Source organism: Enterococcus sp. 9E7_DIV0242, from assembly GCF_002140975.2.
In the GTDB taxonomy this organism is placed as follows: Bacteria; Bacillota; Bacilli; order Lactobacillales; family Enterococcaceae; genus Enterococcus_L; species Enterococcus_L clewellii.
Window position 1 is genome coordinate 4435581 of record NZ_CP147247.1, and the last position, 22630, is coordinate 4458210.

Consider the following 22630-nt stretch of genomic DNA (forward strand, 5'->3'; position numbering starts at 1 on the left):
TAAATGATTAGAGAATAAAGGAGGAGTTCGATGAAATTCAGAAAAATCTGTGTCGTTGTTATGGACAGTGTCGGTATTGGAGAATTGCCGGATGCAGACCAGTTTGGCGATACAGGGAGCCATACGTTGGGACATATCACTGAACGGATGCCCGATTTACATCTGCAAAATCTAAAAGCTTTAGGGTTGGGAAACATTGCGCCATTGGCTAATATTTCCGCTGCCGAGGAGCCTTTGGCTTGTTATGGAAAAATGAATGAGATTTCTGTAGGAAAAGACACGATGACCGGGCATTGGGAATTGATGGGCTTGGAAATTACAAAACCTTTTCAAGTGTACCCGAACGGATTTCCTAAAGAATTGCTGGACGTTTTTGAGGAGAAAACCGGACGAGGGATTCTGGGAAATAAACCGGCATCCGGAACAGAGATTTTAGAAGAATTTGGAGAGGAGCAGAGAAAAACCGGGAAATGGATCGTTTATACTTCGGCAGATAGCGTATTTCAACTGGCAGCGAATGAAGAAATCATTCCCTTAGAGGAATTATACCAAGCCTGCGAAATAATTAGAGCTCTTACTCTTGAACCGCCTTATATGGTTGGTCGTGTGATTGCCCGCCCTTATATCGGAAAAACAGGTGCCTATGTTCGAACCCCTAATCGGCATGATTATGCACTAGCTCCGTTTGGGCGGACAGTTTTAGAAGCGTTGGCAGATAAACAGGTGGAAGTCACATCCATCGGTAAAATCAACGATATCTTTTCAGGAAGAGGGATTGCCAATTCCTATCCAACCAAAAGCAACAAGGATGGGATTTTACAAACGATTGAACAATTGAAGAACGTTTCATCAGGATTTATTTTTACTAATTTAGTTGATTTTGATTCATTGTATGGCCATCGCAGAGACGTTGAGGGCTATGGGAAATGTCTGGAAGAGTTTGATTCCTATCTGCCGGATATGTTGTCAGAGATTACATCTGAGGATCTATTGATTATAACAGCAGACCATGGCAATGATCCGATCCATCCTGGAACAGATCATACAAGGGAATATGTGCCGCTTCTGGCTTATAACCCGGCGTTTGTAAAAAAAGAAGATAAGAATCTGGGGATTAGAGCAACTTATGGTGATTTAGCAGCGACAATTGCAGAGAACTTTGAAACAGAAATGCCGAAAATCGGCAGTAGCTTTTTGAAAAATTTATTTGAGGAGGAAACAAAATGAAGAAAACAGGATGGAAATGGGCAATCTCTCTAGGAGTGGTTCTATTTACTTTAGTTGGATGCGGCGGGAGTGATAGTGGGGGATCAGATAAAGCATCTGGAGACAAAGACTTGAAAATCGGTATGGTCACAGATCTTGGAAGTATTAATGACAAGTCTTTTAATCAAAGCGCTTGGGAAGGATTGCAGAAACTGAATGAAGATTTTGGCTATGAAGTGAAGTATCTGGAACCGAAAGCAGATGCGGATGTTTTGCCAAACTTACTTGAATTTGTGAATAACGGCTACGACTTGACTTGGGCAACGGCGGCTACTTTAGAGGATGCAGTGAAGCAGATTGCAGAAGAAAATCCTGATGCAAAATTAGGTATTGTCGATTCTGCGTTAGAGGTAGAAAATGTGGCCTCTGTGTCGTTTAAAGAAAACGAGGGAGCATTTTTGGTTGGTGTCATTGCCGGCTCCATGACAAAAACAGACAAAGTTGGATTTGTCGGTGGAATGGAAATTCCTGTCATTCAAAAATTTGCGGCGGGCTTCAGAGAAGGAGTAAAGGCTGTGAATCCAGAGGCAAAAGTCATTATCAATTATACTGGTTTGTTTAATCGAGTAGACATGGGGAAATCAGCTGCTTCCACTATCTACAATGATGGGGCTGACATTATCTTTCACGCAGCAGGGTTAACTGGAAATGGTGTCTTTAACGAAGCAACGGAACGTAAAAATAATGGCGAAGATGTGTGGGTTATTGGTGTGGATAAAGACCAGTCGCTTGAATTTGGTAATGAAGTCACACTGACTTCCATGATTAAAAAGGTAGATGAGGCAGTCTATAAAATCAGTCAGGACCTTGCTGAGGGGAACTTCCCAGGAGGAAAAGTCACGGAGATGGGGCTGAAAGAAAACGGGGTGGATATTGCACCAACTTCTGATGTAAATGTTCCGGCAGATATTCTTGAAAAAGTTGAAGAGTATCGCGAAAAGATTATTAATGGAGACATCACTATACCGACAGAATAAGTAAAAAAGATAGTAGTATTTACATGTATTAAGAGAGGGCAGCTTCCTTATATTCCTCTCTTTTTACTTAACAAAAGAAGGTGGAGTATATGGAGACAGTTTTAGAACTAAAACATATCAGTAAGGCATTTGGTTCATTTATGGCGAATGAAGACATTAATTTTCAGTTGAAAAAAGGGGAAATCCATGCCCTTCTTGGAGAAAATGGTGCAGGCAAGTCTACATTGATGAATATTGTTTTTGGTCTATATCAGCCTACAGAGGGTGAAATTTTTGTTCATGGAAAACCAGAGGTAATGGACAGCCCTAATAAGGCAATTGACTTGGGGATCGGTATGGTGCATCAGCATTTTAAACTCGTCGAACCGTTTTCTGTCACAGAAAATATTATCATCGGAACAGAGCCGAAAAAAGGGATAAAAATTGATATCGCGAAAGCCAGAAAGGATGTCGTTGCATTATCCGAAAAATACGGCTTGGAGATTGATCCGGATGCAAAAATCGAAGACATCAATGTAGGAATGCAGCAACGGGTTGAAATCATTAAGACGTTGTATCGTGGGGCAGAAATCCTAATTTTTGATGAACCAACTGCGGTATTGACACCTCAGGAAATCACTGAGTTTCTGGCTATTTTGAAAAAATTGGTTGCAGAAGGGAAATCAATTATTCTAATTACGCATAAATTGAAAGAAATTATGGCAGCAGCAGATTCTTGCACGATTATTCGCAGAGGAAAAGTCATTGATACGGTGACTGTGGCAGATACGACAACAGATGCGCTGGCGGAAATGATGGTTGGGAAAACGGTTCATTTTTCAACTGATAAAGTTCCAGCCTCACCCAAAGAGGTTTTGCTGGAAGTGAAGGATCTGGTAGTAAAAAACAGTCACGGTAAGAACAGTATCGATCACTTGTCTTTCTCAATCAGAGCAGGAGAAATTTTGGGTATTGCAGGTGTTGATGGCAATGGGCAAACAGAGCTGATTGAGGCTATTACAGGGATGAAAAAAGTAGACTCCGGGGAAATTCTGCTTGAAGGTCAGTCCATTACCAATCATTCGCCAAGAGAAATCACTCAGTCTGGCATTTCCCATATTCCGGAGGACCGACATAAATATGGGCTGGTACTGGATTTTTCAGTCAGCGAAAACAGCATTTTACAAACTTATTACAAGCCGGAGATAACTCCAAAGGGACTGATCGATCGGGAAGTAGTGAAGCAGCTGACCGAAGGTTTTATTGAAGAATTTGATATTCGTGTTCCTTCTGCTGAGACCACTGCACGCTCATTATCCGGTGGGAATCAGCAAAAGCTGATTATTGCTAGAGAAATGAACATGGGACCTCAGGTGATGGTAGCGGTTCAGCCAACAAGAGGCTTAGATGTCGGCGCCATTGAATTTGTTCATAAACAGCTGATTGCTCTTCGTGATCAAAATGTAGCGGTGCTGCTGGTTTCTTTTGAGCTGGAGGAAATATTGAATGTTTCAGATCGCATTTTAGTCTTATTTGATGGGCAGGTTATCGGTGAAACAACACCTGAAACAACAACGGATCGTGAGCTTGGCCTAATGATGGCCGGAAAGTATCAGGAGGAGGGAAAATAAATGGAAAGTAAAACACAGAAAAAATATGATGCTGTCCTGATTCCTCTACTCGCTGTCATCTTCGGTTTGCTCTTGGGGGCAATCATGATGCTGATCAGTGGTTACGACCCATTACTGGCTTATGGCTCACTGATTAAAAAAATTGTAGGCAACGGCTATGACCTTGGTGAAGCCTTTCGAACCGTTGTTCCATTGGTAATGAGTGGCTTGGCTGTTGCAGTCGCAAGTCGTGCCGGTTTGTTTAATATTGGGGTTGACGGGCAGATCGTCATGGGTTCCTTAGGCGCATTGATTGTGGGAACACAGGTAAGCCTGCCACCGATTTTACATGGACTGGTTGCGTTGCTCGCAGGTGGGATATTTGGTGCAGTTTGGGGTGGTTTTGTTGGTTATTTGAAGGCAAAACGTGGTATTAATGAGGTTATTTCTTCGATCATGCTGAATTTCGTTGCTCTTTACCTCAGTCATTATTTGATTCGTCTGTTCATGGATCAGCCTGGCACACAACGTTCAGCGTTAATCAAGGATTCTGCCAGTATTACAATCGGCTGGTTATCTCGCATGCTAGGTGGTGCTCGTGTTCACTGGGGCTTTTTCATCATGCTGGCAATGGTTGTTTTCTACCATATCTATATTAATCGAAGCAGACCGGGCTATGAAATTCGGGCAGTTGGATTTAACCCTTTTGCCTCAAAATATGCGGGGATGAAAGTTCCATCTGTGATGATTCGTTCCATGATGATTTCCGGCATGATCGGCGGTTTGATCGGCAGCTTTGAAGTGTTGGGCGTATTTAATTACATTGCAATCAGTTCAACCACTTCTGGCATTGGATTTGATGGGATTGCAGTAGCCTTGTTAGGTGGCGGTTCCGGGCTTGGCATTCTACTGTCTGGAGGCTTGATTGGCCTGCTGACCTATGGTGCACAGGGAATGAGCTTTGGCGCAGGTGTCCCGAGAGAAATTATCAATATGGTGATCGCGTTTATTATCTTCTTTGTTGCAGCTTCGGGGATTGTTAAAGGCTTTTTAGGATTGTTTTTCAAAAAGAAACTGGCAAAGGAGGAAAGCTAAATGGATATCTTAGCAAATTTACTGAATGGCATGCTGGTTTTTTCAACACCGTTGATTTTTGCGGCACTTGGCGGAATGCTCTCTGAACGCGTAGGCGTGACAAATATTGGGATTGAAGGTTTTATGGTTTCCGGTGCTTTTTCTTCAGCGATTACAGCCTACTATGCAGAGCAAAGCGGGCTGGGAAGTTTGACACCTTGGCTTGCATTGCTTGGCGCTTTTATTTTTACGGTTATTTTTTCCAGTCTTCATGCAGTTGCTGTGCTGAAATATCATGCAGATCAAGTGGTCAGTGGTGTAGTTATCAATATGTTAGCGACAAGTTCGACCTTCTTTTTAGTTAAAATGATTTTTGACGGTTCTGCGGAAACACCGATTATTACGCATGTGTTAAAAAAGATTCGAATTCCTATTCTAAGCGATATTCCAATTTTAGGAAAAGCTTTGTTTAACGCGTATCCAACTACGTACGTGGCACTAGCATTGGTTGCGCTGTTGTTCTTTATTTTCTTTAAAACGCCATTAGGCCTGCGATTGCGAGTAATTGGAGAAAATCCAAGTGCTGCTGCAACTGCTGGTGTAAATGTGATGAAGATCAAGTATTTGACGGTTATTCTTAGTGGTTCTGTGGCAGCGTTGGGTGGAGCGACAATCGTTTTGACTTCCAACAGTAACTTTGCCTTTAATACAATTTCAGGGCAAGGATATATTGCTTTGGCAGCAGTTATTTTTGGTCGTTGGCATCCAGTTGGCGTTATGGGCGGTGCACTCTTCTTTGGATTGGCTCAGGCAGTGAAGGATCAGTTTCAAATCTTTGATTTTGCGGCGGCTATCCCTAATGAATTCTTTTATGCACTGCCTTATCTTCTGACACTTCTGGTATTGCTTATTGCAGGTGGAAAAACGAAGGCTCCAGGGGCTTTAGGTGAGCATTATGATGTTGGAAAACGATAGAAGGAGCTGTTTTTTTGACTAAATTTCTTGAGACCAGATTCCAGCTTGAAGAAGAACAAACAACTGTACGTAAAGAAATTTTGGCGGGAATTACAACGTTTGTGGCACTATCTTATATCATTGCAGTCAACGGCTCTATCTTAAGTATGGCTGGCATGTCCTATGAATGGGTGACACTTTCAACTGCCTTGACGGCATTTATCGGCTGCATGTTGATGGCTTTTGTGGGAAATTCACCTTTAGTGGTTGTGCCCGGAATGGGAGACAACGCGTTTTTCGTCTTTGTTTTAGTTGCTTCGTTTGGTCTTACATGGCAACAGGCGTTAGCGGCAACACTGATAGCTGGAATACTTTTTCTGGTCATTGCGAATAAGAAAGTGACCAATTTTCTGATAGAGGTGATTCCGAAATCAATGATTGCTGCGATGTCCGGCGGTATTGGCATGTTTATTGCCTTTTTGGGATTTAAGAACAGTGGAATTATTATTGCTGATGAAAGTACCTTTGTACGATTGGCTGATTTAAGAGAGGTGATTCCTTTAACCGCAGTCCTTACTCTGGTCATTATGGTGATTCTTTTTCTGAAAAATGTCAAAGGAAATTTTCTAATCGGCATTATTTCAGGAACGCTGATTGCTGTGACTTTTGGCCTGGTGGATTTTTCTGGAATAGGTCAGGGAGCTGTTTCTTTTAGCGGATATAGCAGTCAATTATTTGCCTTTGATTTTTCAGCAGCTAAAGGCTTCAATTTTTGGATTGCTGTTTTCTCATTGACGATGATGATCGTTTTTCAGAATATGGGCGCACAGCTGAGTATGCTACCGGAAAAAGAGAAGTTTCCGGTTTCATTTCGAATCAATGCATTGTCAGTGATCATTTCAGCGATACTAGGCACCTGTGCAACAACTTCGGCGGCAGAAAATGCTGCTGGCTTAGCTGTTGGCGGGCGTACTGGGCTTACATCATTTATAGCAGGCATATTATTTTTACCGGCTATATTGTTCGTTCCGCTATTTAGAATTATTCCACAGAGTGCCATTTCACCTGTACTGATAATTGTCGGTTGCTTAATGGTAATGAATGTAAAGGATGTCTTGTGGGGAGATTTCAGTGAAGCATTTCCGGCTTATTTAATGATGGTGATCATGCCGTTGACATTTAATGTAGCAAATGGCCTTGCTTTTGGTTTTATCGCGTATCCCTTAGTTAAAGGTGTGATGGGGAAAAGCAAAGAGGTAAAGCCATTAATGTATGTACTTTCAGCTTTATTTCTCATTTATTTTATTTTGGGAAGTGGCTGATCAATGGAAAGGATGAGTATGAAAATGAAGAAAAAGAGATTAGTTGTATCAATGATCGCAGCTTTAGTGGTGTTTGCAGGATGTGGGAAAGCAAATGATCAGGCTGAACCAGCAGCGACCGAGAAAAATGAAGAAGTAACCATTTATTTGACACGTCACGGGGAGACGATGTTCAATGTTCTTGGAAAAGTTCAAGGCTGGTCAGACACACCATTGACTGAGGAAGGTGAACAGGTAGCAATTGATTTGGGGAAAGGATTGAAAGGCGAGATCACCTTTGATTCGGCTTATTCAAGTGATTTAAAACGAGCCTATGATACAGGAGTGGCTGTGTTAAACGGAATAGGACAGGAGGATATTGACGTCCAGCAGCTAGAAGGGCTGCGTGAGTCCAGCTGTGGTCAGTTTGAAGGAGAGTTGTTGAAGACAGTTGGCGACACTCAGGTAGCTCAAACAGAATACAAAGACTATGAAGCATATGAAAAAGCTATAAGAAAAGAAGGTGAAGACAATTGGTCGTGGTTCGCCAATGCGCACTATCATGCCGATCAGTCCGGTTTTGCGGAAAAACCGGAGACAGTCAAGAAAAGAATGAAAGAAGCAATTACGGAGATTGCTGAGGAACAGAGCAAAAATGGTGGTGGCAATGTTCTGGTGGTCAGTCATGGGATGTCGATCAATATTATGTTGTCGGATATGACCGACAAGTATACAGGAGAATCATTGAAAAATGCCAGTGTAACAAAAATTCATTATAAAGATGGACAATTGGATGTAGAATCTATCGGAGATATGTCTTATCTGGACAAAGCTGAAAAGGAGTAGAATATAGTGCGTTAACATGGAAGAGGTTGGGGCAGAAGTGTTCAGCTTCAAGCAATAAGGCGGAATTCACGAAAATTGCACAAATTTTTGTTGAATTTCGACTTATTGTCGAAGAAGTTGCTTCTGTCCCACCGTTTATTCGGTTTTAGATGTATAAAGGTGTGTGGGATTGAGTTATGTCCTACACTCTTTTTTTGCATATGTATCAAAAGGTAAGTGTAGAGAATGTACCAATTTTTTTATTTTTATCTGTAAAAATGTGTATAACTGAGCACAGATAGAGTAAAATTGTTCTTATAAGTATGTATGTTTTTTGTTGAAAAGGACTGGTTATGAAAGGAAAGAAAAAATGAAGCTAATATTAAGTGGTGTGACAAAACGTTTTGATAATAAAACAATTATCGAAGGGGCGGATTTTACTTTTGAAAAGGGGAAAATCTATGGCTTATTGGGGAGAAATGGTGCAGGAAAAACGACGTTGTTTAACTGCATTTCGCGAAACTTGATTCTTGATGAGGGATCGATCGGTATCGAAGAAGCTGGTGTATTAGATGAAAACTATGAAAATACAGCAATCGGCTTCGTTTATACACAACCGCATTTACCGGTCTTTATGACAGCTTATGAATTTATCAAGTTTTATATAGAGATCAACAGTGCAAGGATAGCACAACCGAAAACACCGGAAGAGTATTTGGATTCTGTTGGGATTGAACGAGAGGATCAGCATCGTTTGCTGAAAGACTTTTCTCATGGGATGCAGAACAAGGTTCAAATGCTCGTCTCATTGATGGTCCAACCGCCAATTTTACTTTTGGATGAACCACTGACGTCCTTTGATGTGGTTGCGGCGCATGAGATGAAGGAGCTCATCCTACAGATGAAAACAGAATCAATCGTAATTTTTTCAACACATATTCTACAGCTGGCACAGGATCTTTGTGATGAAATTGTGCTGCTCCACCATCACAAGCTGAACAAAGTGGATGCAACAAGGATTCATGACAAGGACTTTGAAGATGAAATCATTGATTTGCTATCGGATAAAGGAGCGCTAGATGAATCGAAAGAAAATGAGGTGCAGTCATGACTCTTTTTGCTACCTACCTGAAGGATTACTGGTATTTCAAAAGAGTTGGTATTGCCAGTAAGGTCAATGGACTGATCTATTATTTCAAGAGATTGCCGTTGATTGGGAAATATATTCCTTCAACGGTCTACAAAACCTATGGGATAAAACAGGCGTTGTCGGTTTTAGGGGTGATATTCAGCTATGTGACTAGCTTTGCTGCGAAATTCTTTTGGTTGGCACTCTATTACGGTGTTGCTATTTTGCTTAGCAGTATCTCAGGAGAAAAACTTGTCTTTTTCAGTCAGCAGATACTCCTTTCCGGATTGTTTTATTGGTGGTTGTTTGTTCCGATTTTTCTCGGATTTTATAATGGGTATGCTTTCGGGGCACACAAGCCATTAGTCGATTTTATTGATCAATTCACGCTCTCTCGAACGACAGTTGTTCGGGGCTATACAATCATGGATGTCGGGATTCAAGGACTTGCTTATATACCTGCCGGGTTGGTTTATGGCGCTTTGCTTGGTCATCCGTTAGAGGTCCTGCTTTTCATTCTATTCACGTATTGGGGCTTCAACTATCTCTTTCTTTATTTAGGTCGTTTACTCTATACTTGGGATTTATCAAAAAAAATTCGTTTGGTATTGGGAAGTATCGTCGCTGTATTGATTTTTGGAGGAACAGGTCTAATTTATTGGCAGCAGCTAGTTGTTCCAATTGCGACTACTTTCATATCAGGGATCGGTGTCACTCTTTCCGGCTTGCTTTTTGTAGGCGGCATGTATTTGCTTCTTCATTTTAAGCAGGAAAACGAGTATTTACTGTACTGGATCAATCAGGCAACGGTGTCTTTGGATAAGGTAAAAGCACAAGCGAAAACCAACAACACGTATATCAGTGAAGGCTTGGCTATGCAGAAAAAACTGGTGATTTCCAATGAAGGAGAATACAGTCAGCTTCATGGGAGTCAATATCTGAATGCACTGCTTTTCAGTCGTTACCGTACCATACTGAATAAGGCTTTGCGGTTGCGGTTCTTAGGTATCGCGGCAGCATTGGTTGCTGTAGCAGGAGCCAGCCTGTTTGGGCTTTTCCATTCAGTGACTGCTCATGAGATGACAGCGACTCTACCGATTTTGTTCTTTCTGATGTACCTAATGACCTTTGGGAAAAAAGTGGTTCAGATGGTTTTTGTCAATTGTGATGTTTCCATGCTGTATTACCCATTCTATCGTGAAGCAAGTACGATTATCAGCGGCTTCAATTATCGATTCAAACAGACTTTGTTTTATAATGGACTTTTGTCAGCAGGGATTTTCAGTGTGTATCTGTTGTTGAGTGTATTGAATAATTTCTTTTTATCATGGGATTTTTTCGCTGTGCTGCTCCTGCTCCTATTGGCGTTGTCTATGCTCTTTTCTTTCCATGAGTTATTTGTTTATTACTTGATTCAACCATTTACTGGGGATATGGAAGTCGTCAGCCCGCTGTACAAAGTAATTTCAGGTGTCCTTTATTGGATATCTTATATGAATATTCAGGTGCGTTTTACTGGCTTTTATTATGCGTTGATTGTCTCTGCGCTAAGCTTGTTATATGTGGGCATCGGCTTTATCGTTATTTACAAGCGAGCACCGCAGACATTTAGAATCAAGGGATAAGCCTAAATGGATACACATAGAAAGTAACGAAACGAGAAGTAAATACATGAAAGGTGTTTGGAAGAGTGTTCTTCTAAATGCCTTTTTTTGGCTTGATAAAACTTGTTGCCGCTAAATGAAAAAATTTCTTATTCTACATATTGATTTTTATCAATTTTTACTTAAAAAAGAGAAATTTCGTGTCGATTTTATCAATTACAGGATAGTTATTATATTATTTGTATGTTATTATTCATTCATATGGTAAATGTTATTTATCTTAAAGTTCATTAATGCGATTTTAATTTTCTTTTTGGTATAAATGCTTTTCCAAAAAAAGTGGATTTGGTGACAGTCATCAAAGTTAGGAGTAGGTATGATTAGATTAACAAGTGTTGAAAAAATTTATTCTTCAGGTGAAGGGAAAGTAAGAGTAAGTGATAACGTGAATTTATCTGTAAAGCCAGGGGAGTTTGCGATTTTTACAGGAGAATCAGGAGCGGGAAAATCAACGATTTTGAATATTATCAGCGGTCTTGAAAGGCCAGATTCCGGAAGTGTTCAAATCAATGGCAAAGATGTCAGTAAATATACAGAAAATGAACTGGCAGATTATCGAAAAAATCAGGTAGGGTTCGTTTTTCAATTCTATAATTTGATCCCAAATCTTACAGTTAGAGAAAATGTTGAACTGGCCGCTCGAATGAAGAGGGATAGTGAGAATACGGAAGAGGTTTTAGCAAGCGTAGGATTGAGTCATCGTTTGGACAACTTTCCAAGTCAGCTTTCCGGTGGCGAGCAGCAGCGAGTTTCAATCGCCAGAGCGATCGTTAAAAAACCAGATATCCTGCTTTGCGATGAGCCCACAGGAGCATTGGATCACCAAACGAGCAAGGATGTGCTCGTCTTGCTCCAACAGCTCTCGTTGAAAAATAGAATGACTGTCTTAATGGTCACGCATAATCGTGGATTGACACCAATGGCTAACCGTGTTTTTGAAGTATCAGATGGAAAAATAAAAAAAGAAATTGAAAATGAGCAGCCAACTTATGTCTCTTCATTGGAATGGTAAGTAATCAAGATGAGACGAATACTAAGACGAGAACTGGTGCGAGAAGTCAAGCATTCTTTTATGCGTTTTCTATCAATCGCTATTTTAATTGCTTTAGGTACCTCCTTCTTTATAGGATTAAAATCGGCTGCACCGAACATTTTGACCGCAGGCAATCGCTATTTTGCAGCCTTTGATTTTTATGATCTGCGATTGATTTCGGCAGATGGGATCAGTGAAGAGCAAGCAAAAGAAATCGCAGAGCTTGCTGAAATAAAAGTGGTAGCACGCAAACAGGTTGTTCACCAAATTATGGCATCTCATGAGTTGAGTGTAGAGGTTGATACGTATGAAAATGGACAATATGAAATTATCGAAGGCAGAGCGCCAAAAAATGCTACAGAGATTCTTTTGGATGCGAAGGTTCAGGAGCAAATTAGTCTTGGCGACAAAGTGTCGTTTAAACAAGCAGTGTCCGAAGAGGAACGTGTATTTCAACAGTCTGAGTTTAAGGTTGTCGGGTTTGCTAACTCCTATCGTTTTCTCAGTAAAGAGGCTAGAGGAGCGACGACGATCGGTAATGGGGAATTAAACTGTTTTGCTGCAGTGGTATCTGCTGCTTTTGCTTTTGAAGGAAATGTATTGGACATTCGGTTAACAGAGGATGGTAAACTAGTGGATCGTTTTGAGGTAAGCTACTTAAAGAGATTGAGTGAGGTTCGAGGTTCCTTGTGTCAGGTGCGAGAACGTCAACAGGAAGAAATGAAGCAATCATTTGAGAATAAGCTTTCTAAAAATGAGACGGAGTTGCAAGCCAAAATACAGGAAACAAAGGACGGATTGGGACAATTAGAGAATCAAATCAGTCAGCTTTCTGAGGTGGACAGCCAATCGCCGGAAGAGGTGCAACAGCTAATTTCTGCCGGTATAACGCCAACAGATACTGTGCGGAAGGAATTGGAAAAGGAGCGCGGCGCTGCTGCAGAAGCAATTACGACAATGGAAAATGAGCTGAATGGCATAGAGGATATGCGTGAAGCTTATCGACAGCCGACTTATGAGGTTCAAGGAATCAATCAGACGGTCACCTTCAATAGCTTTAAAGAGAATATTCAATGCCTTGATGCCTTGGGAAACATCTTACCTGTTGTTTTCTTTTTTGTTGCTTGCTTGATTACTGTATCGATTATTACACGTATGATTGAACAGGAAAGAAAACAAATCGGAACATTGAAAGCCTTAGGTGTCAAATCAAGTGTGATTATGAGGAAATACAGTATTTACAGCATTCTTTCCGGGAGTGTTGGATTGTTGCTTGGTATCTTAGCAGGGAATTTTTTATTTTCAAAACTACTGATTGATTTATATGTGCCATTATATATTTTAAAAGAGTACGAACTGATCGTTTATTGGCCGCTTTTCTGGATTGCAGTCAGTGCGAGTTTGTTGTCCATTGTTGTCATTCCTTACTTTTTCTATAGAAAAACCTTAGGGAGTCCGGCGCTCCATTTGATGAGAGCCAAGCCGCCGATCAAGGGTCGAAAGATACTTTTAGAATACATGCCTATTATTTGGAATCGATGCTCCTTCTCTTTAAAAATGAGCCTCCGTACTATTTTCCGTTACAAGCTTCGAATGCTCTTGCTTTTCATTGGCATTATGGGGTGTATGGTTCTTTTAGTTGTGGGGTATGGTGCAAAAAATGCGGTAAGTCAACTACAGGATCAACAGTTTAACCAGATACTTCATTATGATATGTTGACGGTTTTTAATGCGAATGTGGAAAAGGAAGAGCTGGAAAGCTATTATGAACTGATTGACAAGAAAGAGATGAAACGGCTTGAGACTAGGCAAGAAAAATGGCATGCGATTGTACAAGATGGGGAAGAATTAGAGCTGACGACGCTTGTGCCGTTAACGGATTCAGCTAAGAATGAGCTGGGACAATACATTCAGATGGTAGATAGTGTTTCAAAGAAGGTGGTCAAGCTTGGAAGAGATGAGGTCTTCATCAGTAAAAAAATGGCTCAGTTGCTACATCTAAAAGAAGGCGACTATTTAGAGATAAAAAATGCAGAGAATGAAAAAGTGCGTGTGCCAATCAGTCGCATTGTTGATAATTACTATCTCCACTACCTCTATATTGGTGAAGCTGCTTATAAAAGGCTATTCAATGAGACGATTTCTACCAACACAGAATTGCTTCGTTATCATTCTGTCTCTGAGAAGGATAAAAAGGAGATTCTTGAAGCACAAGCAGTAAACACGTTTACAACAAAGAGGCAAATGATTGAAAAAATGGATGAAGTCGCCGTTCAGCTAGATCACTTGATTGCGATAGTAATTATCGCCGCCTGTGTCTTAGGACTAGTTGTTATCTACAACCTGTCCTACATCAATATTTTGGAGCGCAAGCAGGAACTATCTGTTGTATATGCAATGGGGTATCGTCCTATTAAGCGAACCATGTACATCTTTAGAGAAATGAATCTACTGGTCATGGTATCAATTGTTGTGGGTTATTATGCAAGTTTGCCCGTATATAAGCTAGTTATAAATCAGCTTGAGCTTAAGTTTTTGAAATTCCCGGAACCGGATCAGACAACTATATTTTTACAATCAGCAGGAACATTAGTAGTTGTCTTTTGCTTGTTGGTTGTTATTATGCATCAAAAAATAAAGAAAATGGACGTCCTTGGTGCGCTAAAGGATAGAGAATAATTCTCACGGAAAAAGAGAATGTAGTGACATCCTTTTTTTCAGGAGTGGTAGAATTTATGATACGACTATCCGGTTATTTTATGATTCAGGAGCTAAGAAGCGAATGCAGCAATGTATTTTGTTCTTTAGCTCCTGTTCTGTTTGACAATCAGGCAAGCATCTACAAAAAAAGCTTTACAAGTCTGGAAATCAATGGTATCATGATTCTATATTAAAGGTAAAAATTACCTAAAATGATTCAAGGATAATAGCCTTCATTGGTTTTTTCTTTTAAATAATTAAAGGTAAAAATTACCTAAAGGAGTGGCGATAATGAGAAATAAATTGGCAGGAAAAAATATTGGTGTATTTTTCGGAACATGGGCACCGTTGCATATTGGACACATCTCAGCAGTTCATCAGGCGAAACGAATCTGTGATGGGGTAATCTTGGCAGTCAGTGGTCATGAGGGGGATCGAGGCGAGCAAATAGGCTTGAGCTTAGAGAAGCGTTTCCGCTATACCAGAGAAACATTTCGAGAGGATGAGCTGATTGTTGTTGACAAAATCGATGAAACAGCAATCCCGCGTTATCCGAAAGGATGGATACAATGGCTTTCATTATTGGAAGAAGTCATAGAGAAAAATTGTGAGGAAAAAGAAGTAGCAATCACGATTTTTGTTGGCGAACCGGAATATGAACAGAGGCTCAATCATCTTCGACCGACCTGGAAGGTTGTCTTAATTGATCGACAGTTGTTGCCAATCTCAGCAACACTGATTCGAGAAAACCCTCTGAAGTATTGGCAAAAAATCGCTCGTCCTTTTAGAAGGCATTTCAGCAAAAATATTCTGATTGCAGGATCTGCATCAGGCGGTAAAACTACCCTGGTCAAAGATTTGGCGAGAAGCTATGGCAGTCCATTTTCATTAGAATATGCGCGACATTATCAAGAAAAATATAATGTACTCGATGAAGAGCTGAATGCCAAAGATTATATTTATCTACTGGCAAACCAGTACCGTCAGACCTCAAATGAAATTGAAGGGACCGCAAACAATGGACTTGTTTTCGCGGATACCAATAGTACAGTTACCAAGGCTTATATTGATTGGTATTTGACTGACGATGTGCAAAAAGCGAAAGCAGAAGGAAAGACACTGATTCGTCCAGAAGAGCTTAAGGCTTTAGAGTGTCAATATCAGGCAACGATTCAACAAGAGAAGTGGGATATTATTTTTATTGTTCCACCAGTGACAAAATATGTGGATGACCAGTTTCGTGATATGACAATGGCAGAAGAAACGATTCGTTGGGCGTTTCATGTGCATTTATTGGAATTATTTCAACAAGCAGGCTTAGCAGATAAATTGGTCATACTTGAAGCCGAGCTGACTTCGGAAGATCCTCAGGGATTTTACGGAAGATATCAGCTGGCGCAGACAAAAATTGCAGAGTTGCTGGATGTAACGGTCTGGTAAGTGAATAGAGGACACCAATTGAAGAGAATGAGAAGGAGTGGAAATGATGGAAGCAGTTAAAGGGTTAAAATATTGGGTAATAGAAAGAATGCAAACGAATTATTGGAGAAATAGAAGGCGAGAAGTAAAGAACAATCTGTCTATGCTATTGGCTCAAGGTCGGGAACTTGGAGTGAAAGGAATCTTTCTGGCTTTGCTAAAGGATATTTTCTTAGGCTGGAAACCGCTGGAAGTTGTCTATTTACTTGTGTTGGTCGGTATTCAGATTGGTGTCTACCTCAAACAGCCGGAAAGTTTTTTAGGAATGATCGCCGGAGCTACAGGAATCATTAACGTTATCTTTGTCACAAAAGGGAAGATCAGTAATTATTTCTTTGGTCTTATAAATGTGGTGATCTATTTATATTTGAGTATTGTTAGTGGCTTTTACGGGGAAGTGCTGACATCGATTTACTTTTTCGTCATGCAGTTTACCGGAACGTATTTATGGCTGTTGAACTTGGAGAAACAGACGGATGGGAAAGAAGAAATGGCTTATGTGAAGCCTAAAAAGCTTTCTTTCGTTGGCTGGATAAAAGCGATAACAGGCATGATTTTTATTTGGGGGCTTTTCGGATTGATTTACCGTAGTATCGGAGCCAACCGCCCCTTCCGAGATTCTGTAACGGATGGGACGAATTATATAGGACAATGGCTGATGAATGGTTCTTATTCTGCACAATGGCTGTTTTGGATTGGGACAAATGTTTTTAGCATCTATCTCTGGTGGGGAGCCAGCCTTGAAATGGTCGTCATGTACTGGGTCTTCTTAATCAATTCAATCGTAGGGTATATTCGATGGAGTAGTAAGAGCTGAATAGGAATTGGTAGTGCTGGAGTAATAGAGTACGGTTGATCCTTGAAATTTGATGGTCGCACAATTTTTTTAGGAAAATCAGCGATTACTTAGTGCTGTAATAAGTGAGTTGTCATGTGCATTCGTTGGCTGAGCAATGAAAAATAGTTTCGTGAACAATCAATAAAAATAGATTGACCTGAGAAGTCTGGTAGAATAAGCTTAAAAGAGTGAACAGCTAATAATGAAGCAAAAGTGAGTGGATAAAATGAAATTCAACGAATATGCGGACGAAAAAAAATATTATGAACAAGAAGCCAGCCAGGAAGAATTCTTGAAATGGTATCAGCAGCAGGATCTTCCGAAGTATGAGAAGCCATCTGTCACGGTCGATAATGTTATCCTAGGTTGGGCTGAGGACGAGGTAAAATTGCTCTTGATCAAGCGCAAAGCAAACCCGTTTCGAGGGCACTATGCTTTGCCGGGAGGATTTGTCGATAAGAAGGAAGATACAACGGAAGCTGTATTGAGAGAGGTAAAGGAAGAGGTCGGGATAACTCTGGATGAGACCTATGTAGAGCAGTTGAAAACAATTGCTACGCCGAATCGAGACCCCAGAGCATGGACGATTACTGTTGCTCATTTGACTTATTTGCCAGACATGCAGGCGGTGACAATTACTGCAGGAGATGATGCAAGGGAGGCGCATTGGGTTACTTTACGTGCTGATAAAGACGGGACGCCCCAACTTTCTTATATGGGAAAAGAGATACCTTTAGATGATCTGGCCTTTGATCATAAAGAAATTATCCATGAAGCAGTCATCAGAATCAAGAATCGCTTGGATTACGTACCGACTGTTTTACAAATACTAGGTGCAACTTTTACATTAACAGAGGCGAGGAAGGTCTATAGCAAATTTTTAGGTATAGAACTGAAGGAACTCGATAATAGCAATTTCCGTAAAACTCATGGAAAATTTTTCATTGAAATTGGGTTTGAAACAAAACCAGTAAAAGGTAGACCAAAAAAAATCTATAAGCTAAAGAATCTGACTTGATCGGCTGCTTAAAAATAGAGAGTTGGAAGAGCAGTTTTCTTCTATAGTATAGTCAACTACCTCAAGCAAAAATTAGAAGTGTTTCTCTATACAATTCGATGTTATTCTTTTCATCGTCTTTCCAAAAATATTTTCAGGAAAACAAGTAGTAACAGAACAACATGAAATTTTAGAAGAGAAAAAACATTCGACTTGCTACGTTCATTTATACGAAGGAAATCTTTGGTTATTGTTAGAAGAGTTCGACTTATTTCTTTAAAAAGAGGATCTTTCGCCTATTTTTTATCTATAATCAAACTAAAAACGATGAATGGCACGAAATTTGTGTCATTCATCGTTTTTATTCGTAGGATATTAAAAAAATAAGAGAAATTATATAGACATATAATAATATCTGTTATACTATTGGATTTGTGATAAAAATACCAATAAATATATTATTTTTTCTTTTATGAAACGAGTATAAGAAAAAATGTGATAAATAGATTGTTGTATCCGCTCGTTTATTTGATTCTTTATTCATTTTAACGTATTAATTAGAAATAGTCTACACCAAAAAATGAATTTATTTGATATTTTTACTGAAACTAGGATAAAAATATTTTTCTTTTTGGTTGGAATGACATGGAAACTAACGATAAATTGAAAATAACACTGAAAAATCATACGTATTTTTGAACCGTCAAATAAGCCGTCAATTTTTTTAGGAGAGGATGTTATTTAATGAGCAGAAGAGGAGAAAATATTTATAAAAGAAAAGACGGCCGCTGGGAAGGTAGGTACATAAAAGCAAGGAATGAACAAGGTAAAATTGTTTATGGATATGTATATGGCCGTAAATACACAACAGTCAAGCAACGTTTAGCAGAGTTAAAGGTACAATATGTTGCCAGTTATGGGAGTTTGAAAATTTATGAGGGAACCTTGGAACAGTGGTTATGGTTTTGGCTGAATGGGCCGATGAGGAGTAGAATCAAGGTTTCAACCTATTCAAGCTATCAGTTAAGGATAAGAAAATATATCTTGCCCTATCTTGGACAGGTCAAGCTTATTGAACTGCAGCCGGCCAAAATTCAAGCGTTCATCATGCATCTAGGAGAGCTACATATTTCTGGCTCATCAATTCGATCAATTATCACCGTATTGAAAAGTGCGCTGAACCAAGCAGTTATGGACAATCATTTATTGAAGAATCCCTGTCAAAATATTAGTATAAAGAAGAATGATGTCGAGGATGTCAGAGCCCTAAATAAAGAGGAACAAAGACAGCTTGAACAGGCTTCATTACTGGAAAAGGATTGCTCTGCCGTTCTTCTGGCGCTGTATACAGGCATGCGGATCGGTGAAATCAGCGGCTTAAAATGGACAGATATTGACTTTGAAAATGGTAAAATATCTGTCAGTAGGACACTTTATAGAACAACAGTGAACGATTCTACAAGGAAAACACAGGTGGTCATGGATTCTCCGAAAACCAAGTCGTCGAAACGAGTGATTCCTCTTGCTAAAAATTTAAAAGGCTATTTATTGAGTAAGAAGGAACAGTCGAAATCGGATTACGTCATTTCGTGTAGAGATAGCTTTGCAGAGCCTCGACTGATCAACTATCGTTTTAAGAAGACGTTGAAAGCCACCGGATTGACCCATATTCATTTTCACATGCTGCGACATACCTTTGCGACACGCTGCATTGAACAAGGAATTGATATTGTCACAATCAGCAAGCTGTTGGGACACTCATCTACCAAAATGACTCTGGATGTCTATGCAGATTCTATGTGGGAAAATAGGCGTGACGCCATTGTGCTTATAGACAAGCAATTGGAGAGCGAGTAATGAATAAGAGGTTGAGGCTAGTTTAGAAGTGTTAACCTATTGTCGAAGAGCCTTGAAACACAGTGGTTTACCGTTGATGCATTTTTGCTTGTGGTTCGTCGCAGTATAGGCCTACAAGTATTGAGTGGATATCGAAGCAGCTGCTGCCTTTGCGATTAGCTAATTCCTATTAAGGGAGGAATTTTCTCAAATTCCTTTAACTATCCTTACGCATACCATTCTACTATTATCTTTCCAGTCTACTAATTTTCAAGTAGATGAATGGTGGAAAGAATATCTAGCTTATCTAGCAAATAAGAAAAGTAGAACTGGCAACTCGAGGCAAAGCAGGACATTTGAACCGCTTTTCTGTCCCACTGTTCATTCGGTTCAAATACAGAGAGAGCGTAGGACTTAAGTATGTCCTACGCTCTCCTTTATTTTCTAAAAAAAGAGTCCCAGACAGTTATTGTCTGAGGCTCTTTTTTTGTTTTAGGTCGTCAAAAAATGGTCAATGTTTCTTTTAGTTGTTATTAAAGCAGCTATTTCAGCTGCTTTTCCTCTATTCGTTTCATAAAAGAAAAAATGCGATGGAATAGTATACAAGTACAATCATCAAATTCTTTATTTTGTAGAAATTTCATATAATGCTGACCGTCAAATAAGCACAATATGAATGTTGTTATCCGCTGACTTATTTAGAGTATAACCCATAAAGGGGCATTTTGTAGAGCCAGAACCCTTAGGGATCAAACAAATGCGATGAAATATAGGAGGAGATAGGATGTATCAGATTGGCTATTTTGTGTCAAAAAATCAAAAAAGTGAATATATTGACCGTTTTTTGGATGACCAATTGTACAAATTCCATGAAATCAATGAAGAAGAGCTCTTTGATCATTCTTTATTGGATGGAGTCGTACTGGAAGAAACAGACTCAAATATCAATTGGGTATGTAGTTTACTAATGAAGCTAAAAGAAAGATCAAACTTATTAGTATGGGTATTGTCGCCGGGAGTTATTGTACCTAAATCCATTCGGTTGGTTTATCTGCAACTTGGCGCTAATGGTGTGGCGGACAGCTCAGATGATTTTGATGAGTTTAGCTTAATTGTAAGAAATACACTGGCGTGCGCTAAAGATAGCGAGAAGTCGGTGATAGGAAAACAGAGCTTGGTAGAGGAAGAAAATCATGACTTCCAACTACTTCCTAAAAATTTAAGTGTCATTTTAGAAGATGGCAAGGAAGTTGAACTGACAAAGTTGGAATTTATGGTTATTCAGTATTTACATAGACATGCTCAGGAGACAGTTACGTATGAAGAAATTTATGAAAATGTTTGGAAAAGCGGGGAACCTTGCAGGTATCGCGTAAGCAATATGATTTTTCACTTAAGAAAGAAAATCGAGAAGGATGAAAAGGAACCAAGATATATCAAGAATGTTCGTTCCTTGGGATACAAACTTGTCATTTAAGGGGAGGAGGGAGTAGACCTATGTATCGATCAGGCTATGTCGTCTGCCGCGAAACTGGCTAATTCACACACACAGCCAGGAGGGAGGAAATACCTAAGGTTTCAGGCAAAAAACACTTTACAAAAATTTAGGAGGAGAACAGTTTGAAAAAGACAAACATTCTTAAAAAAGGCATTTTAACACTAGCTGCAACTCTTGCACTAGGCGCGGTAGCAACATTAGGTGTGGAAGGAGTTCCTTTCTTGGCACCACAAGGCGTTGAAGCAGCAGCTGGTACGGTTCAAGTAGCAACAGTTGGGGAATTTGAAGCGGCATTGAAAGATGCAAATGTCAACGTGATCGTTGTAACATCAAGTATTTCTTTCAACAAAAACATTACCAATATTCCAAACCGTGATGTTGAAATCCGTGGTAGAAAAGGACAAGGCGTTGTTATCAACTCTGGTCATTTCTCTATCTATGGAAAACAAAACACTAAAGGCAAAAACACATTGACAGTCAAAAATGCTCGTATTATTGGAGACAGTGGCGATGGTCGCTTCTTTACAGGTGGTTCTGGGAACGGACCTTCAAGCTATGGTTGGGATGTAGTAGCTGAAAACGTAAATTATGATGGCGCACGTTTTGTTCATTTGAGCGAAGGAAAGCTTACATTTAAAGGTAAAAATGTTATCAATACAAGAGCTGAAAATGCTTGGGTTCATGATTTAGAGTTTGAAGCTGGATCAGAATATACAGGTGTAGCTGCAAACCGTGATCACTCTCAATTCTCAGCATTCTACTTCAATGGTGCATTGATCAAAGGGAAAGCAACCGGGGAAGTAAAAATTGGTGATAACGCGAAAGTAAACGTGAAGATTGGACCTCAAAGTAATGTGAATTACTATTATCCAGTATTCTACGATAAAGTTCACAAAGTTGACGTTGGTCAAAACGCTACATTAGATGTAGATGCTGCCGGAGTTGCATTTGAGTTTATTCCTCGTGCTGACTATGTAAACAAAGCACCTTCATTGAACTTGGCAAGCGGAGCAAAAGCTTACTTTAATGGACGTGGTGGTGGAGATTATCCAGCAGTTTACTTCCAATATTATGGCGCACAGTTGAACATGGAACCAGATTCTGAGTTTGTAGCAACAGGTAATAGTAAAAAAGGTGCTTTCCGTAGCGAATATAAAGGTGCAGTCATCAACCTAAATGCAGTAGCTAATTTTGAAGTTGCTAATAAAAAACCAGATGCTCAACTTTTCTATGCAACTGATACAACAATCAATGGTAAAGATATGGGCGATGTATACACTTGGACAAAAACTGGTGGGGAATATCTTGAATCACCAAGTTCAACATTCTATGGTGGTAATTTCTCTGTAAACTTCGGAAAAATTTGTAACAGCAAAACACTTTCTGTTACAGGAGACTTAACTCAACAGTTCAAGATGGAGAATTACGGGAAAATTTCTTTACAATCAATGATTCCATAGAAAATTACCA

At 39.7% G+C, this 22630-nt stretch carries 18 protein-coding genes; all 18 read left to right on the forward strand.

Annotated features, from left to right (window positions below; all coding sequences use genetic code 11):
* The first annotated feature begins 30 nt into the window (after positions 1–30).
* The 18 genes from A5888_RS20665 (at position 31) to A5888_RS20750 (ending at position 22620) form a co-directional block, all read left to right on the forward strand.
* Positions 31–1227, forward strand: a complete 1197-nt coding sequence (locus A5888_RS20665) for a phosphopentomutase (RefSeq protein ID WP_086349320.1) — start codon at positions 31–33, stop codon at positions 1225–1227.
* Complete coding sequence (locus A5888_RS20670) at positions 1224–2243, forward strand: BMP family lipoprotein (RefSeq protein WP_086349321.1); 1020 nt, start codon at positions 1224–1226, stop codon at positions 2241–2243. Before A5888_RS20665 ends, A5888_RS20670 begins: the two co-directional genes overlap by 4 nt.
* A gap of 89 nt (positions 2244–2332) precedes the next feature.
* Positions 2333–3853: an ABC transporter ATP-binding protein gene (locus A5888_RS20675; protein WP_086349322.1), complete on the forward strand. Its 1521-nt coding sequence runs from the start codon at positions 2333–2335 to the stop codon at positions 3851–3853.
* Positions 3854–4927 carry an ABC transporter permease gene (locus A5888_RS20680; RefSeq protein WP_086349323.1) on the forward strand — a complete coding sequence of 358 codons (1074 nt, stop codon included), beginning with the start codon at positions 3854–3856 and terminating at the stop codon, positions 4925–4927.
* Positions 4928–5881, forward strand: coding sequence for an ABC transporter permease (locus A5888_RS20685; RefSeq protein ID WP_086349324.1), 954 nt, complete (start codon positions 4928–4930; stop codon positions 5879–5881).
* Positions 5882–5895: 14 nt separating this feature from the next.
* Positions 5896–7182 carry an NCS2 family permease gene (locus A5888_RS20690; protein WP_086349325.1) on the forward strand — a complete coding sequence of 429 codons (1287 nt, stop codon included), beginning with the start codon at positions 5896–5898 and terminating at the stop codon, positions 7180–7182.
* Positions 7183–7206: 24 nt separating this feature from the next.
* Positions 7207–8007, forward strand: coding sequence for a histidine phosphatase family protein (locus A5888_RS20695; RefSeq protein WP_170924784.1), 801 nt, complete (start codon positions 7207–7209; stop codon positions 8005–8007).
* A 349-nt stretch (positions 8008–8356) separates the two neighbouring features.
* Positions 8357–9097, forward strand: a complete 741-nt coding sequence (locus A5888_RS20700; protein WP_086349327.1) for an ATP-binding cassette domain-containing protein — start codon at positions 8357–8359, stop codon at positions 9095–9097.
* The gene (locus A5888_RS20705; RefSeq protein WP_086349328.1) at positions 9094–10740 is read left to right on the forward strand and encodes a hypothetical protein; all 1647 of its coding nucleotides are present in this window, start codon (positions 9094–9096) and stop codon (positions 10738–10740) included. Before A5888_RS20700 ends, A5888_RS20705 begins: the two co-directional genes overlap by 4 nt.
* Before the next feature lie 355 nt (positions 10741–11095).
* A complete protein-coding gene (locus A5888_RS20710) occupies positions 11096–11791 on the forward strand; it encodes an ABC transporter ATP-binding protein (protein ID WP_086349329.1) in 696 nt (231 codons plus the stop codon).
* Positions 11792–11800: 9 nt separating this feature from the next.
* On the forward strand, positions 11801–14491 hold the full coding sequence (locus tag A5888_RS20715; RefSeq protein ID WP_086349330.1) for an ABC transporter permease: 2691 nt from the start codon (positions 11801–11803) through the stop codon (positions 14489–14491).
* A 56-nt stretch (positions 14492–14547) separates the two neighbouring features.
* Complete coding sequence (locus A5888_RS20720) at positions 14548–14706, forward strand: hypothetical protein (RefSeq protein WP_170924785.1); 159 nt, start codon at positions 14548–14550, stop codon at positions 14704–14706.
* 154 nt (positions 14707–14860) lie between these two features.
* The gene (locus A5888_RS20725) at positions 14861–15952 is read left to right on the forward strand and encodes an AAA family ATPase (protein ID WP_422389759.1); all 1092 of its coding nucleotides are present in this window, start codon (positions 14861–14863) and stop codon (positions 15950–15952) included.
* A 46-nt stretch (positions 15953–15998) separates the two neighbouring features.
* Positions 15999–16808, forward strand: coding sequence for a nicotinamide riboside transporter PnuC (pnuC, locus tag A5888_RS20730; protein WP_170924786.1), 810 nt, complete (start codon positions 15999–16001; stop codon positions 16806–16808).
* 247 nt (positions 16809–17055) lie between these two features.
* A complete protein-coding gene (locus A5888_RS20735; protein WP_086349333.1) occupies positions 17056–17847 on the forward strand; it encodes an NUDIX domain-containing protein in 792 nt (263 codons plus the stop codon).
* 723 nt (positions 17848–18570) lie between these two features.
* Entirely contained in the window at positions 18571–19683 is a 1113-nt protein-coding gene (locus tag A5888_RS20740) for a tyrosine-type recombinase/integrase (RefSeq protein ID WP_086349334.1), read from the forward strand.
* 763 nt (positions 19684–20446) lie between these two features.
* On the forward strand, positions 20447–21139 hold the full coding sequence (locus tag A5888_RS20745) for a winged helix-turn-helix domain-containing protein (protein ID WP_086349335.1): 693 nt from the start codon (positions 20447–20449) through the stop codon (positions 21137–21139).
* A gap of 143 nt (positions 21140–21282) precedes the next feature.
* Positions 21283–22620, forward strand: coding sequence for a pectate lyase-like adhesive domain-containing protein (locus A5888_RS20750; protein WP_086349336.1), 1338 nt, complete (start codon positions 21283–21285; stop codon positions 22618–22620).
* The last annotated feature ends 10 nt before the right edge of the window (positions 22621–22630 follow it).